Raw genomic sequence first — 15,011 nt, 5'->3', positions numbered from 1 at the left:
GCGATTACGCAGCTCCAAGCAATTTCGGCGCGCAATGCGCGCGGTCACCTTTGCCATATCATTAAAGGCCTTCCGCGGAGATCCGTTATACGCTCTTCAGGGCCACAGGCTGGAAGTAAGGCTGTTTGGCCTTGCTGCAATTGATGCAGCCCAATCCCGTCCACTGGTCAAAGCGGCCATCTCAAGCTCCGGCATCGACGACTATGCAAGGGTTGCTCTATTGCGCGCCTTCGATAAGGAGCCACGTCTGCTTGCCGCGGTCGATTACATCGCCCGGCAGCGCGCGAAAAGCATAGGCGCGATGGCAGTGGAATCTCATAATTAAGGGCAAAAAATATCCCCGAACGCGTCGTGTCTCAGATTTAAGGGCAACGCGACAGCAGTTCTTCCCGACGACCCGACAGGGCGAGGCGATGAATCTCATCAACGCCAAATACGGGAGCGAACCCGGCCTGAAAGCCTATACCCACGTCTCCGATCAGTTCGGCCCGTTCGCCACCCAGGTCATCCCTGCCACGGTGAACGAAGCCCCATATATCCTGGATGGGCTCCTGCTGAACGAGGCCGGCAAAAAGGTCAGGGAACAATACGCCGATACGGGCGAGTTTACGGATCTCGTCTTTGCCACAACGTCGCTACTGGGATATCTGTTCCGCCCACGCATACGGGATCTCACGTCCAAGAAGCTGCATGTGTTCGATCGGAAAGCTGTTCCCAAAGATCTGAACGGGCTGACCGGTGACCGGATCCGGGAGAATACGATCATCGCAAACTGGCCAGACATCCTTCGAAGCATCGCGACGATGATTTCCGGGCGGATCCGACCGAGCCAATTCCTGAAAGCCCTGGCCGCCCGCCCGCGGCAACATGACCTCGCGATTGCGTTGCGGGAAATCGGGCGGATCGAACGAACGCTCTTCATCATCGAATGGGTTCTCGATATCGAAATGCAACGCCGGGCAAATGTCGGCCTCACAAGGGCGAAGCTCACCACGCCCTGAAAAACGCCTTGCGAATTGGGCGTCAGGGCGAAATCCGTGATCGATCCATCGAAGGTCAGCACTTCCGCATCGCCGGGCTGAACCTGCTCGCGGCTATCATCATCTACTGGAATACAAAACAGCTCGGAATCGCCGTCGAACGGCGGCGGCGTGATGGGCTTGACAGCCCCGCGACCCTCCTGCCGCACATATCGCCCCTCGGATGGGCGCATATCCTCCTCACGGGAGAATACCGGTGGCGGCCGACAGCCCCCAAAAACCCTTAACGCCCTATTTTGCACTCTACCGGAATCGACCCCAACATCGCGGGCGGTCACCTGTCGATGCTGACCGAACCCGAGAAGACGCTGGAGGCGATCCTCGCGACGCCCTGACGCCGGGCGGTTCTTCTCTTCATGCAAAAGCGGCGCCCGTCTTGCGAGGGGCGCCGCTTTCCGGACCCGCCGGAGCGGGATATCGTTCGGGCCTAGTTGCCGATCACTGCGCCTGCCGCGCTGCCGCCCATGAGCTTTTGCTGGCCATAGAGCAGGAGCACGATGCCCAGCGGCAGCAGGGCGAAGGCCGGGTGCAGGCCGGTCAGGAAGAAGCTCGCCACCCCGATCACGATCACCGCCAGACGCAGGGGTACGGCCACGCGCCGTGCCAGGTATCCCACCAGCCCGGCGGAGATCAGGAAGACCGAAGCCACGCCGCCGATGATGGCCGCGCCGATCTCGACCAGCGTTCCTTCCAGCAGGAAGGCCGGGTTCAGGACGAAGGCGAAGGGGATGACATAGGCGACCACGGCCAGTTTCAGCGCTTCGAGTGCCGTCTTCATCGGGGCGGAGCGCGCGATGGACGCGGCCACGAAGACCGACAGGCAGACCGGCGGCGTCAGGAAGGACAGCGTGCCGAAGTAGAAGATGAACATATGCGCGCCCATCTTGTTGATGCCGAGCTGCTCGAAGGCCGGGCCGATCAGGATCACGAGGATGATATAGGTCGCCGTCACCGGCACCCCCATCCCCAGGATGATGCAGCCGATGGCCGAGAAGATCAGGAGCAGCCAGATGCTGCCGCCCGAGGCCGCGATGAGGTTCTGCGACAGGCTCGACCCAAGGCCGGTCAGGCCGAGGCAGCCCACGACGATCCCGGCAATGGCGCACATGATCGCGATGAACACCGTGGCTTCGCCCGCCTCCACGAAGGTGCGGACATAGGCACGCGCCGGGCGGCGCATGCTGGGCAGGACCAGCGACATCAGGATCGTGGCGAAGCTGGCCGCGAAGGCCGAGGCCGCCGGGTTCCAGTTCCAGCCAAAGAGCGTCCAGAGCAGGATCGCGAAGGGCACCGCCACGGGGATCATCCGGCGGCCCGCATCGCGCAGGTCCGGAAGCTCGGTCGCGTCGGCGCCTTCCATGCTGGCTTTCACCGCTTCGAGGTGAACCTGAAGGTAGACGCAGAAGTAGAACAGGAGCGCCGGAACCGCCGCCGCGATGGCCACGGTGGCATAGGGAACGGCCAGGAACTCGGCCATGAGAAAGCCAGTGGCGGCCATGACCGGGGGCAGGACGAGTCCGCCGGTGGAGGCGACCGCCTCGACCGCGCCGGCCCGTTCGGGCGAATATCCGACCTTGCGCATCATCGGGATGGTGAGCATCCCGGTGGTGGCCACGTTGGCCGAGGCGCTGCCCGAGAGCGAGCCGAAGAGCGCGCTGGACATGATCGCGACCTTGGCGGGTCCGCCCTTGCGGCGGCCCATCAGGGCGAAGGCGAAATCAGAGATCGCATCGCCGCCGCCGACCAGGAACAGCACCTGTCCGAAGACCACGAAACTGGTGACGATGGTGGCCGCGACATAGACCGGCGTGCCGAAGATCGCCCCGGTTCCGAGATAGTTATAGGTGACGAGCCGGTCCCAGCGGATCACGCGGGTTTCGAACATGCCCGACAGGTAGTGACCGAAATAGGCGTATCCGAGCGCCAGAAGGCCGACGCTAACCATGGTCCAGCCGACATGGCGGCGTGCCACCTCGAGAAGCAGGACGATACCGATCACGCTGACGATCACCTTGTCGGTGGTGATGAGGCCAAGGCTGCGGACGATTTCGTCGTAATTCAGAAAGATGTAACCCCCGACGATCAGCGCCAGCACGGCCCCGATTATGTCATACCAGGGCGGCGTCTCGCGGACCTGGGACTTGGAGAAGGGTTTGACCAGGAACGAGATCGCGACGCAGATCGCGATGAACAGCGTCAGGTATTGTTCCTTGTATATGATGATGCCGAAGCGCGGCAGCAGCTGAAGCGAATAGATCAGTGCCGCGATGGGCAGGATGATCGCAAGGACCTCGTAGACGTAGCGATACGGGCGTTTCAGAACCCTGTTGTTTTCTTGCACGGGTGTCTGGCCTCCGATTGGCGTGTGGACTCTTACAGGGAGAATCGCCCCGGCCGTCAAGATCTGGCCGGAGCGATCCGTTGCTGTGTCGCGCCGGGACGGGCCCGGCGCATCATGGGTTATTTCGCCGAAATCTCAGCCTGACGGGCTTCGAGCTCGTCGGTCCACACGCCCTTGGACTTGAAGAATTCAATGGCGGCCGGGTGGAACGGGACCACGACGGCGGTGTCGGCAAACCGATCCGGCGTCCAGGTCGCGAGCGACGGGTGAATGGCCTTCAGCTCTTCGGAATGCTCCCACAGGGTCTCGAGGATCGCGGAGACCTTTTCGTCGGCCAGATCGCTGCGGCCGTAGAGCGTGGTCGCATAGCTGAGCGCGTGGATGTCGCTGTCGACACCGACGATGCCCGCGGGCACTTCGATCGGAACGAAGGCGCTGCCGATTTCCTTCGAACGGGCCATCGCTTCGGGCGAGGGGTCGATCGACAGGATGCGCGCGCCTTCGGCGGCGTTGAGCTGCTGAAGGATACCGCTGCCGATGGAGCCGACGGCGGCGTCGGCGCGGCCCTCGATCACGGCGGTCACGCCTTCGGGATAGCTGGAGACGCTGACCACTTCGATGTCGTCATCGGTCAGGCCGGCATTGGCGAGCGCGGCTTCGGCGGTGATCGAGGACCCCGCGAAGGCGCCGTAGTTCGACACGACGCGCTTGCCTTTCAGATCGGCCATGCTCTGGATGTCCGAGCTGCCGCGCACCACGAGCGACAGGCGGATCGGCGAGCCGAGCATGATCGTGGAGATCGGATACCCTTCGCCGCCATTGGCCCCTTCATAGGGTCCGACGGCGCGGAAGGCGAAGTTGGCTTCGATCGGGCTCGACAGGCCAAGATCGGCCTCGCTGGAGACGAACATCGGGAAGAAGACCGTCGGGGATTGCGGCAGCACGTCAACGCGGTCGTCGGTATGTTGGCCAATGACCGAGGCGATAGCCTGGGACTGCGCGTAGAACAGGCTTCCTTCCGGGTTGCCGCCCATCACGAGGATATCGGCCTCGGCGGATTTGGGCGCGGCGCCCACAAGCATGGCAACGCCGAGCGCTGCGGCGGTCAGTTTCTGGAATATCATTGGGGCAACATCCTCCCTACCCACTGCGGTTCTTGTCCCGCTCTTTGGAGCGGGTCTGGCTATTGAGCCCGGTATTCGAACAAACATCGAATACCGCATCAACTTAGAGGCAGCCCGAGTTGGAGTCAAGGGGTCTGCTCCGGCTGGGGGCAGAATGACACCCTAAGGCTGGGTGTCATCGGTTTTTCCACCTGTATTCGCCCGTGAGCAGGATATGCGCCCATCCGAGGGGCGAGATATGCGCCAGGAGTTGAGATGAACAATCGAGACCAGCCCGCTTTCGCGTGGTGACGGCATGTCCAAGGTGCTTAGTATTCCAGTAGATGATGATCGCGGCCAGCAGGTTCAGCCCGGCCAAGCGATAGTGCTGTCCTTCAGAGGTTCGGTCTCGGATTTCGCCCTGACGCCCGATGCGTAGGGCGTTTTTCAAGGCGTGGTGTGCCTCGCCTTTGTTCAGGCCGATTTGTGCGCGGCGCTGCATGTCAGCGTCAAGCAGCCAGTCGATAATGAACAGGGTGCGTTCAATGCGCCCGATCTCCCGTAAGGCAACAGCCAGCTCGTGCTGACGGGGATACGATGCGAACTTCCTCAACAGCTGGCTGGGTGGCATGACACCCGCCGCCATAGTGGCGACGGCGCGCAAAATGTCCGGCCAGTTTTCAGTGATCAGCTTTTCTCTGATCTTTCCGCCGACCAACCCGCGGATTCCCTTCGGCGTCGCAGCGGGGTCGAAGAGATAGAGCCGTTTTGACGGCAGGTCGCGGATGCGGGGAACGAAGCGATAAGACAGGAGCGCGGTTGCCGCGAAGACATGATCCGTGAACCCCCCGGTGTCTGCATATTGCTCTTTGACCGTCTTCCCCACCTCGTTCATCAGTAGGCCGTCCAGAATGTATGGGGCCTCACTTACAGTCGCAGGGATGTTCTGTGTGGCAAACGGACCGAATTGGTCAGAGACATGGGTGTAGGCCTTTAAACCGGGCTCCTGCCCATACTTCGCATTGATGAGGTTCATCGCCTCGCCATGCCGCGTTGTTGGAAAGAACTGACCGTCGCTTGAAGCTGTCATCCCGCCGCCCCAGAATTGCGCCATCGGCAAATTGGCCTGCGCCTCGATCACCTTGGCGAGCGCCCTGTTGATGGCATCGCTTTCAACATGCCACCGGGACAAGCGCGAGAGTTGGAAGTAGTCATGTGAACTGGTCGCCTCGGCCATTTTACTGAGGCCAAGGTTCAATCCCTCGGCCAGCAGCACGTTTAACAACCCGATGCGATCCTTGCAGGGAACGCCGGTGCGCAAATGCGTGAAGGCTTCGGTGAAGCCGATATCGTCATCAACTTCCTGCAGCAGATCGGTGATCCGAACGGCGGGCAGGCGGCCATAAAGATCAAGCACCATACCATCAGCATCCGCCGGGATCGCTGCCGTCAAACGATCAACCTTGAGAATGCCGTTCTCGATTGAACCGCCGGGAATCGCGCCGGTTCGAGTGGCCTTGGCCAAACGCTTCATACCTTCTGCCAGCCTTGCCTTGCGAACATCGAGCCAGATCTCAGGCTCGAATGGCATCGTCAGGCGCGGGCACGCCTTGGCTGTTTCTATCGGTACCAAAGCTTGTTTCAGATCAGCGTAACGCCGGGAATGGGGTAGCCAGATATCGCCGGATCGGAACGCTTCACGCACCTGGAACAACACAGCGACCTCCCAGAGCCGATTGTCACCTGGGTCCTGGGCATTGAGGTGTTGATGCCATTTCGAGGTTCGGCGCAAGAAGCCAACCTGGCGGAGTGCGTCGGTTTGATCATCGGCGATGACCTTAGTTGCCTGCATTAAAGGTGCCGCCACCGGGGCGGCGCAGATATCGAGTGCCCGCAGCATTCTTGGGGCATAGCGGCGAAACCGATGATACCCATGGGCGACATGAGACAACGCGTCGGCTGCCATCGTGTCGGTCAACTCGGCTGCGGTTGTCACCATGCTTTCGAGTTCAGACCAGCCGCACGCAACTTCGACGGCGGCATCAAGGGACGCGCCATCTGCCTTGGCTTCCAGCAGGGCAGCACCCAGATCCTTGAAGGAAAGCAGTGTCTCACGCAGCGAAGATCTGGCATCCGCGATACGTGCGTCGGACAGCCTTTTCGCATCCCGCCAGGTCTTTCCAACAATCCGGTCGTGGGTTTCGATCACGGCATCGGCGATGGCAGCCTTCCACTCTACCGCACAGACAGCGAGGATCGCCAAGCGCCGGTCACTGGTGATATCGCGTAAACCGTCGGCAAAGTAGCGCTCGCCCTGGCGGCGCAGGCGGGTGATCCGATGTGGCGGTATGTCGGACAGAATGTCCGGTGATAGGCCCAATTCTTGCAAAAACTCCAACCGGTCCAGAAGCCGTGATGCTCCCGCCGAGTTGCTGCCTGCCTCGAAACGGCGAAGCCAGATGAATCGGGTGACATTACCATCCACGATCTCGGTCAACAGCGCGTCCAGGCGTTCTTTCATTTCATCGGCGATCCTGTTGGTGATCCGGCATTCGGTCTGGCGTTCAGCCGAAACCAGAGCATCTGCGCACAGCCGTTCGATGACAGAGATGCCGGGCAGGATCACCTGCGACCGGCGGCACTCTTCGATAAATCGGCGCGCCAGATCTTCGTTGGATCGGGCAGTTTCCGCTTCATTCTCAAGCCAGGCCTTCAAACTGCGCGCGCCTTGGCCCGAGAACATCTTGAAGCCATAGATATGGCGCAGGGCGCGCAGGTGCTGCTGACGGGTTTGCCGACGTGCAGCATAGGGTAAGACTTCGTCGCCGATCAGACCCAACTGGGCCGCGATGAAACGCAATACTTTTTCCGGGATGACCTCGCCAGATGACAACAGCCGCCCAGGATAGCGTAGGACACAGAGTTGAAGTGCAAAGCCGATCTTGTTCTCTGGCCGCCGCCGTTCGTTGATATGTTCAATATCGTCGTCTGCCAGCGTGTAATGCCGCAACATCAAGGTCTCGTCAGTTGGCAGGTCGAAAAGCGCCGAACGCTGGCGCTCGGTCAAGATGGACCGTCTTGGCATTCTGGAATGTCCTTGTTAATCAGATGTCTGTTCGGGACATACCTCGCACCAGCAAAATTAACGACTTGCAAGTTCAAATTCCAAGGAGGTTCAACTGGGACAGCGCGCAGCCATCTATGCCAGAGTTTCCACCGCCGATCAGTCGTGTGAAAGGCAGGTGATGGAACTGACTGGTTTCGCAGAACGCGGCGGTTATGAGGTGATCGGTGTATTCAAAGAAACGGCCTCGGGTGCCTCCGCCAATCGTGTTGCCCGGAACCGAATTCTCGATCTGGCTCAAGCGCGGCAGATAGATGCCATCCTTGTCAGCGAGTTGTCCCGGTGGGGCCGCTCCACTCAAGACCTGTTGGACACTTTGAATAAGCTGGCTGGCTGGAAGGTTTCGGTCGTCGCCATGAGTGGCATGACTTTCGAGCTGGACACGCCGCATGGCCGGATGATGGCGACCATGCTGGCAGGAATTGCCCAATTTGAACGCGACTTGCTCAGCGAACGCGTCAAATCAGGCCTTGCTGCGGCCCGGGCACGCGGCAAGAAGCTCGGGCGCCAACCCGGACAACGACCGAAATCCGACAAGCTTGCACCGAAAGTCGTTCAAGCTGTGGCAGAGGGGCGCTCATATCGGTGGATTGCCCGCGATCTTGGTATCAGCAAAAACACCGTGCTCGACATAATGAAACGACACAGGGACAACTCTTAGGGTGTCATTCTGCCCCCAGCCGGAGCAAACCCCAGTCAATTCGGGCTGACGGTCCCGGTTGCAATCTTCAAACGAATGAGAGGCTGCCCCAGCGGCAGGTCAGAGCATCGCGCCCGCGATCAGCAGGGCGGTCATGACGATCACGTAATAGGTCAGGATGAATGGCCCGTTCCATCGCAGGCCCACGTCGCGGGGGGACTTGCCGATCATCCCCGTGGCGATGGCAAGAGTGGACGCGAAGGGGGACAGCAGCATCGAGCCGGACCAGCCGCACATCAAGGCCAGCATCAGCATCAGTTCCGGCATGTCGATCCCGGACGAGATGATAGCGCCGGAGCACAGCAGCGCGCCGATCATGGGGGAGAGGCCAAGCTGGCTTACCAGTGTCATCAGCAGGATGATGATGCAGGCGATGACGCCCGGCCCGATCGAGACATGTTCGATCTGCATGCGAAGCTTTTCGGCGGGCAGCATTTCCACCACGGTCAGTCCGAGGAAGGCGCTGGCGCCGATCAGGCAGATTTCACTGGTTGAATCGGGCAGTGCGCGGAACCCGTCGCGGGCAAGGGATTTGAGATTGCCCGAGAAGGGGCGGCCTTCGGTCAGCAGGACCCAGATCACCGCCATGGCGGGAATGACGATCAGGATCGCGGCCCGCATCGGAATGCCGACCACCGCCTCGGCCAGTGCCGACAGCCCGGTGATCGCTAGGAGCAACCCGAGCAGCGCGGCCATGGCGAGGCCCGCGCCCTTGTGGGGCGACGGGGTGAAGGTGCGGCGCGGACGGCGCTCCAGCCGGTCGAACACCCAGCCGAGGGCGAAGAAGACCACCATCAGGCCAAGGCCGTAGGGCAGGTAGGACACATATCCCAATGTCGGCATCAGCGGGATGAGCATGTTGATGGCCAGCCCGACCGGCGACCACAGGATGGTGGCGGCAAAGCCGCGCAGGACCGCATTGGTGATTCGCCGCCCCTGCACTTCGGCGATGTCGGGGCTGGGCGCGGCGCGGTCACGTTCGGCCAGCGCGATCCCGAGCAGAAGCTGCAGGCCGCCGAGATTGAGCAGGATGCCGAAGATATGACTGCCGCTGGCCAGCAGGGCGAACCGCCGCGACGGGGGCTGGTCCACCACGAAATGGGCGGCGGTACTGACGATGTTCGAGCGCATCGCGGCCACCCGCAGGATCGCCATGACGGCCAGCAGGGCAGGAAGGTAGAGCGCGCGGCTTGCTGCAAGGGCAAGGCTGCCCGGATCGCCCCCGGTCAGGACCAGCAGCGCCCCCGACAGCGCGGCGAGCAGGAGCAGGACCTTGGCGTTGGTGCGCACATGACGCCAACGCATCAGGATGTGGCACACGATCAGCGTGATCGCGATTCCGGCGAACAGGTGATTGTTGCTGAATAGGTCCGCGAGGGTGAAAATCGTGCCGCCCAGCAATGCGGCCGATGCGATCGTGGACAGTCGGCCGGGGCTGGCTGTATCTGGCATGATATGCTCTTACCTCATACCGGTGAACCGACCGCTACGCACCGCCCGGTTTGATCGACGGTGCGGCGGCTCTATTCTTTCCGGTATTGTCTAGACAGACAACCCGCCATCAATCGCGATTTCGGCCCCCGAGATGTAGCGGCTGAAATCCGACAGTAAAAACAGCAACGTATGGACCACATCTTCGGGCAATCCCGCGCGACCAAGCGGGACCTGAGCGGTGCGGGTCTTCAGGTCCTCGTCGCTCCAGGCGTCCAGCATCGGGGTGAGAATGATGCCCGGATGGACCGAGTTGACGCGGATCCCGCGCGGGCCCAGTTCGCGCGCGGCGGTCTTGGTCATGCCGCGCACGGCCCACTTCGTTCCGACATAGGCAATGCTCTTGCTGGCGTGCAGCCCGGCAAGCGACGAGATGTTCACGATCGACCCGCCTTCGGGGCCCATCGCCGCTTCGGCGAACTTCACGCCCAGATAGGTGCCGAACTGGTTGACCTTGTATTGCAGGTCGAAATCCTCGGGCGTGGTGTCGGGGATGGTTTCTGGCCGGTAGAGCCCGGCATTGTTCACCAGACCGTGCAGGGGCCGGTCGCCGCATTGCGCCTGCAACGCCGCCCAGTCCGCTTCCGAGGTCACGTCGAGGCGGGCGAATTGCGCGCCGATCTCATCCGCGAGGGCGCGGCCCTCGTCTTCAAGGATGTCGGCGACGATCACCTGCGCGCCCCGCGCCGCGAGATGCCGGGCCTGAAGCGCACCCTGTCCGCGCGCGCCGCCGGTGACGACCACGAGGCGGCCGCCGAAAGACACGCCCAGGATGTCTGCCTGGCCGGGGGTCATAGCCAGCTTCCCCCGAGCCGGGTCACGTCGTCGATGGGGTGGCCCCCGGCATCGAGTTCGCGCGCGGTGACGAGCGCCGCGTCGAGCATGGCGGCACGGGCGGCGATGACGCGGTCATATTCGGGATGGGTCAGCAGGTAGGGGAGGTTGCGGCTCACCGCCTCGATGATCCGGCGGGCCACCTCTTCGGGCTGCATGGAATTGGCCATGATCTCGGCCACGCGTCGGCGGTTCTCGGACGTGCTGTCCTGACCGGAGCTTGCGATGGCCGTGTTGACGTAGCCGGGGCAGACGGCGGTGACGCCGATGCCCAGCGGGGCCAGATCGCTGCGCGCGGTCTCGCTCAGCGAAACGGTGGCAGTCTTGGATGCGGCATAGGCCGCATAGCCGGGGGTCGAGAACAGGCCGCAGACCGAGCAGATATTGACGATATGCGCCGAGCGGCCCGTCCGGCGCAGCTGGTTCACGAAAACCTGCGTGCCGTGGAACATGCCCACCAGATTGGTGTCGAGGACGCGCTGGAAGGTCTCCAGCTCGACCTCATGGATGGGTTGGGGCGAGGCGCATATGCCCGCGACATTGAACAGCAGATCGGCCCCGCCGAAGGTTTCGCCGACCCGGTCGGCGGCGGCGGCCCAGTCCGAACGGGACCGTATGTCGAGCGCGAGGGCGAGGTCCGGGCCAGCGGGGGCCGACAGGTCGGCGCCCGCCACCTTCACGCCTTGGGCCTGAAGGGCGGCGACCAGCGCCTGACCGATGCCGGACGCCGCGCCGGTGACAAGCGCAACCGCGCCATCGAAGGGAAAAGAGCTTTGGGTCATGGTGCGAACAACACTTCTGGCAGGAACAGGGCGATTGCCGGGAAGATCACCAGAAGCAGGCACAGCAGGATTGGCCCGGCAACATAGGGCATGACCGCCTGATATATTCGGATCAGCGGAATGTCCGATGCCTGTGCCTGTATGACGAATATGTTCATGCCGAGCGGAGGCGTGATCATCCCCGCCTCGACGACGATCACGAGGAACACGCCGAACCAGATTGGACCGCCCCGGGCTTGCCGGAGGCTAATTATGGTTAGTTACGCGGCCATTTCTTCAGTTTCCAGAGCTGCGTAGAAGTTGGCCTCAGCCTCGGCTGGCGGGATGTTTCCGATGGGCTCGAGAAGTCGGCGGTTGTTGAACCAGTCCACCCATTCCAGCGTGGCATATTCGACGGCCTCGAAGCTGCGCCAGGGGCCGCGGCGATGGATGACTTCAGCCTTGTAGAGGCCGTTGATGGTTTCGGCCAACGCATTGTCGTAGCTGTCGCCAACGCTCCCCACGGAAGGTTCGATACCGGCTTCGCCCAGCCTCTCGGTGTAGCGAATGGACAGGTATTGCGATCCGCGGTCGCTATGATGAACCAACCCCATGGCCTTTGTCGGCCTTCGGTCATGGACTGCCTGCTCCAGTGCATCCAAGACGAAACCTGTCTGCGCTGACGTGCTGGCGCGCCAGCCGACGATCTTGCGCGCGTAGGCGTCGATGACAAAGGCGACATAGACGAAGCCCTTCCAGGTGGCGACGTAGGTGAAGTCGCTCACCCAGAGCATGTTGGGTGCCGGAACGCGGAACTCACGGTTTACCTTGTCCAACGGACACGGGGTCTTCTTGTCCGGGATCGTCGTCCGATGTGGCTTGCCGCGGATAATGCCTTGAATACCCATGTCATTCATAAGCCTTGCCACAGTGCAACGAGCGACATCGAACCCTTCCCGGACAAGCTGGCGCCATACCTTGCGGACGCCGTAGACTTGATAGTTCTCCTCCCAGACGCGTTCGATCTCGGGCCGCAGGGTGGCATCACGACGGGCGCGGTCAGACTGCCGCGCCGGGTCAGCCCGCTTCGCCAAGTGAGAATAGTAGGTGGAGGGGGCAATCGGCGTTCGCCGCCGGGCTCGGACCGGTGGCGCCTTCGGCGGCTCACCGTGCAGATCGGCTCGACCCCATGCGCATCGCGATGCGCTTCAACGAAATCCACCATCACTTCGACCGGCGGTCGAGCTCCGCCATCGCAAAATAAGCCGACGCCTTGCGCAGGATCTCGTTGGCTTGGCGCAGCTCGCGGTTCTCCCGCTCCAGCGCCTTCATTCTCTCGGCCATCTCGCTGGGGACGCCTGAACGCTTGCCGTTGTCGACCTCGGCCTTCTTGACCCAGTCGTTCAGCGTGGTCGCCGAGCAGCCGATCTTCGCTGCGATCGATGTGATCGCCTGCCAGCGAGAGCCATGCTCGCCCTCGTTGCCGAGAACCATCCGCACCGCGCGCTCGCGGACTTCAGGGGAAAATTTGTTCGTGGTCTTGCTCATGATGCTCCATCCTTGTGTGTTCAAGGTCGGGCATACTGGGAACGCAGGTGGGACCCCGTTCCATCCCGGGGAGGTAGATCCCGCTGAGTAGCAAGGGGCCCATTTGCGCCGTCGCCATTTGAACCTGAACAGTTGCAAGGGGCGCCCGTAGTGCCGACCCCGAATATCAAGGACAGGACAGTGACTTTGCCCCAAACCTACATCGGCGTCGATGTTGCGAAAGACTGGATCGACGTGTGTGACCCCGCCTCTTCCCGGCAGGAGAGGATACCAACCGACCGCCGATCGCTGCGTAGTTTTGCAGCGACAGTTGGCTCATCGGCGCAACGTGGTGAAGATCGACAAGGCCCTGCCGCTGGATGTGCTTGCCCCGCTGGGATGCGGCATCCAGACCGGCGTTGGCGCGGGGCTCAACGCGATCCGGCCACAGGCGGGCGACAGTTTCGTTGTGTTCGGTGCGGGGTCGGTCGGGCTGTCCTCGCTCATGGGGGCGGCGATTGCGGGCTGTACGAACATCTGCGCCGTCGATCTGGCGGAGAACCGGCTGGCGCTGGCGCGCGAGCTGGGGGCGACCCATGCCTTTCGCGGCGACGATCCCGACCTTGTCGGGAAGCTGCGCGAGGCGAGCGGGGGCGGGTATCATTGCGGTCTCGACACGACCGGCATTCCCACCGTGGTGGACACGGCCAGTCAGACCCTGCGCAAGCGCGGCATGCTGGCGCTTGTCGCCGCCCCGGCGCCCGGCACCCGGTACAGCGTGGAGGCGCGTTACATGGTCGGGGCCGGTCTGTCCTGGCGCGGCGTGATCGAGGGTGACAGCAACCCGCCGGACTTCATCCCCGAGCTGATCGAGTATTACCGCAAGGGTCAGCTTCCGGTGGAGAAGATCATCGCGCATTACCCGTTCGAACGGATCAACAAGGCGATCCACGCCATGGAAGACGGCAGCGTGGTGAAGCCCGTGCTGCGGATGATGCAGGACTGACGCGGCCCGCGCGGCCCGTATCGGATCGGAGAGACAGGATGTCAAACGGACAAGTTTTCTGGCCGCGAAAGACGGCATTGAACGGGATGACTTCATAGCCTACTGGACGGGCATTCATGCGCCCATTGCGGCGAAACTGCCGGGGCTGGTCCATTACTCGATCTCCATCCTGGACGGGGCGCAGGCGCTGCGCTCGCCCGGCGGGCGCGAGGTGATCGGCTTTGCCACGCTTGGGTTTGCATCGGACGCGGATGTCGGGCCGGCGGTCGGTTCGCCCGAGGGCGCGGCGGCGGCGCGGGATCTGGAAAACTTTGCCGAGGAAGTGCTGCGTTTCGAGGTGCAGGACACCGTATTGATCGACTGACGTGTTCGGACAGGTTTGGCGTGGCCGGGCCGGTGCGTTTGGCACGTCGCCGGCCCGCTTCCCATTCGCAATACGAATTATGATGCCATTATAGAATCACCCGGTGTGACGAGGGACCATCGGCGATCCGGCATGGCCTTTGGTCAGGCGATCTCACCCGTCAGCCGGGCAAAGGCCCCTTCGGCCAGCTGTTTCTGGACGGCGGGCGACAGGCTTCCGTCCTGGCGGAAGATCCTTGAGGTCGAGCCGAGTTCGAATTTCTGCGAATAGACGTTTGCGCCAAGCTCCAGCAGGAACTGGTGCAGGGCCGGGTGGCCGCGCAGCGCGCCCACGCCGCCCACCGGCGCGCCGCACAGGGTGATCAGCTTGCCCTGGAACAGGTTGCCCGCGCCGTCCACGTCATGCCCGATCCAGCCAGCGGCGTTGCGGAACACCGAGGAGAACGCGCCGGTATATTCATCGGAGCTCATGAAGATGGCGTCTGCCGCGGCCACGGCTTTGCGAAGCTTCGCTGCATCGTCCAGTACGGGTCCGGGCTGACCCTCGATGAAAACCGGCAGCTCATATTCGGCAAGGTTCAGCGTGACCGCCGTGAAGGCATCCGCCATGTCGCGGTCCGCAAGGGCCGCAGCGGCGCCGACCATCCGCCAGTTGGACGAGCCGACCTGGCTGCTTCCCGACATGAAGAGGACTGTCTTTTTGGGCATTTTCCGCTCCTTA

General features: G+C 62.4%; 11 protein-coding genes, 3 pseudogenes and 1 other annotated feature. Of the genes and pseudogenes, 5 read left to right on the top strand and 9 right to left on the bottom strand.

Going from position 1 to position 15,011, the window contains the following annotated elements; genetic code table 11:
• Together WG622_RS18960 and WG622_RS18955 are read left to right on the top strand one after the other, a co-directional pair.
• Positions 1-325, top strand: a pseudogene (locus WG622_RS18960) (TniQ family protein); the annotation flags it as partial.
• A gap of 55 nt (positions 326-380) precedes the next feature.
• Positions 381-1,267, top strand: a pseudogene (locus tag WG622_RS18955) (Tn3 family transposase); the annotation flags it as partial.
• 200 nt (positions 1,268-1,467) lie between these two features.
• Here the strand turns inward: WG622_RS18955 and WG622_RS18950 are convergent.
• From WG622_RS18950 to WG622_RS18940, 3 genes are all read right to left on the bottom strand, one after another.
• On the bottom strand, positions 1,468-3,381 hold the full coding sequence (locus WG622_RS18950; protein ID WP_157791679.1) for a TRAP transporter permease: 1,914 nt from the start codon (positions 3,379-3,381) through the stop codon (positions 1,468-1,470).
• 119 nt (positions 3,382-3,500) lie between these two features.
• A complete protein-coding gene (locus tag WG622_RS18945) occupies positions 3,501-4,505 on the bottom strand; it encodes a TAXI family TRAP transporter solute-binding subunit (protein WP_339404862.1) in 1,005 nt (334 codons plus the stop codon).
• A 175-nt stretch (positions 4,506-4,680) separates the two neighbouring features.
• Positions 4,681-7,569, bottom strand: coding sequence for a Tn3 family transposase (locus WG622_RS18940; RefSeq protein WP_292305139.1), 2,889 nt, complete (start codon positions 7,567-7,569; stop codon positions 4,681-4,683).
• A 94-nt stretch (positions 7,570-7,663) separates the two neighbouring features.
• Here WG622_RS18940 and WG622_RS18935 point away from each other — a divergent pair, with 94 nt between their 5' ends.
• Positions 7,664-8,269 (top strand): recombinase family protein, encoded by a 606-nt coding sequence (locus tag WG622_RS18935; RefSeq protein WP_339404863.1) that lies wholly within the window; start codon positions 7,664-7,666, stop codon positions 8,267-8,269.
• A 99-nt stretch (positions 8,270-8,368) separates the two neighbouring features.
• Here the strand turns inward: WG622_RS18935 and WG622_RS18930 are convergent, their stop codons facing one another.
• The 5 genes and pseudogenes from WG622_RS18930 to WG622_RS18910 form a co-directional block, all read right to left on the bottom strand.
• Positions 8,369-9,760: a hypothetical protein gene (locus WG622_RS18930; protein ID WP_292305140.1), complete on the bottom strand. Its 1,392-nt coding sequence runs from the start codon at positions 9,758-9,760 to the stop codon at positions 8,369-8,371.
• Positions 9,761-9,850: 90 nt separating this feature from the next.
• The gene (locus tag WG622_RS18925; RefSeq protein WP_292305141.1) at positions 9,851-10,594 is read right to left on the bottom strand and encodes an SDR family NAD(P)-dependent oxidoreductase; all 744 of its coding nucleotides are present in this window, start codon (positions 10,592-10,594) and stop codon (positions 9,851-9,853) included.
• On the bottom strand, positions 10,591-11,415 hold the full coding sequence (locus WG622_RS18920; protein WP_067919702.1) for an SDR family oxidoreductase: 825 nt from the start codon (positions 11,413-11,415) through the stop codon (positions 10,591-10,593). The genes WG622_RS18925 and WG622_RS18920 overlap by 4 nt, the downstream gene beginning before the upstream one ends.
• On the bottom strand, positions 11,412-11,636 hold the full coding sequence (locus tag WG622_RS18915) for a TRAP transporter large permease subunit (RefSeq protein WP_269084725.1): 225 nt from the start codon (positions 11,634-11,636) through the stop codon (positions 11,412-11,414). Before WG622_RS18915 ends, WG622_RS18920 begins: the two co-directional genes overlap by 4 nt.
• A 39-nt stretch (positions 11,637-11,675) precedes the next feature.
• Positions 11,676-12,942: pseudogene (locus WG622_RS18910) on the bottom strand (IS3 family transposase).
• Positions 12,543-12,661, bottom strand: a sequence feature (AL1L pseudoknot). (Overlaps the previous pseudogene by 119 nt.)
• Positions 12,943-13,273: 331 nt before the next feature.
• On the opposite strand from WG622_RS18910, the gene WG622_RS18905 reads away from it, so the two are divergent.
• Together WG622_RS18905 and WG622_RS18900 are read left to right on the top strand one after the other, a co-directional pair.
• Positions 13,274-13,927, top strand: coding sequence for a zinc-binding dehydrogenase (locus WG622_RS18905; protein WP_339404861.1), 654 nt, complete (start codon positions 13,274-13,276; stop codon positions 13,925-13,927).
• A gap of 19 nt (positions 13,928-13,946) precedes the next feature.
• Entirely contained in the window at positions 13,947-14,291 is a 345-nt protein-coding gene (locus tag WG622_RS18900; RefSeq protein WP_082850982.1) for an EthD family reductase, read from the top strand.
• 143 nt (positions 14,292-14,434) lie between these two features.
• Here the strand turns inward: WG622_RS18900 and WG622_RS18895 are convergent.
• On the bottom strand, positions 14,435-15,011 hold a 577-nt coding region (locus tag WG622_RS18895), incomplete at its 5' end, for an NADPH-dependent FMN reductase (RefSeq protein WP_339404860.1).

Source organism: Cognatishimia coralii (assembly GCF_037478305.1).
Lineage (GTDB): Bacteria > Pseudomonadota > Alphaproteobacteria > Rhodobacterales > Rhodobacteraceae > Cognatishimia > Cognatishimia coralii.
Note: the sequence above shows the minus strand (reverse complement) of the source record. Positions and strands in the feature narration are given on the sequence as shown.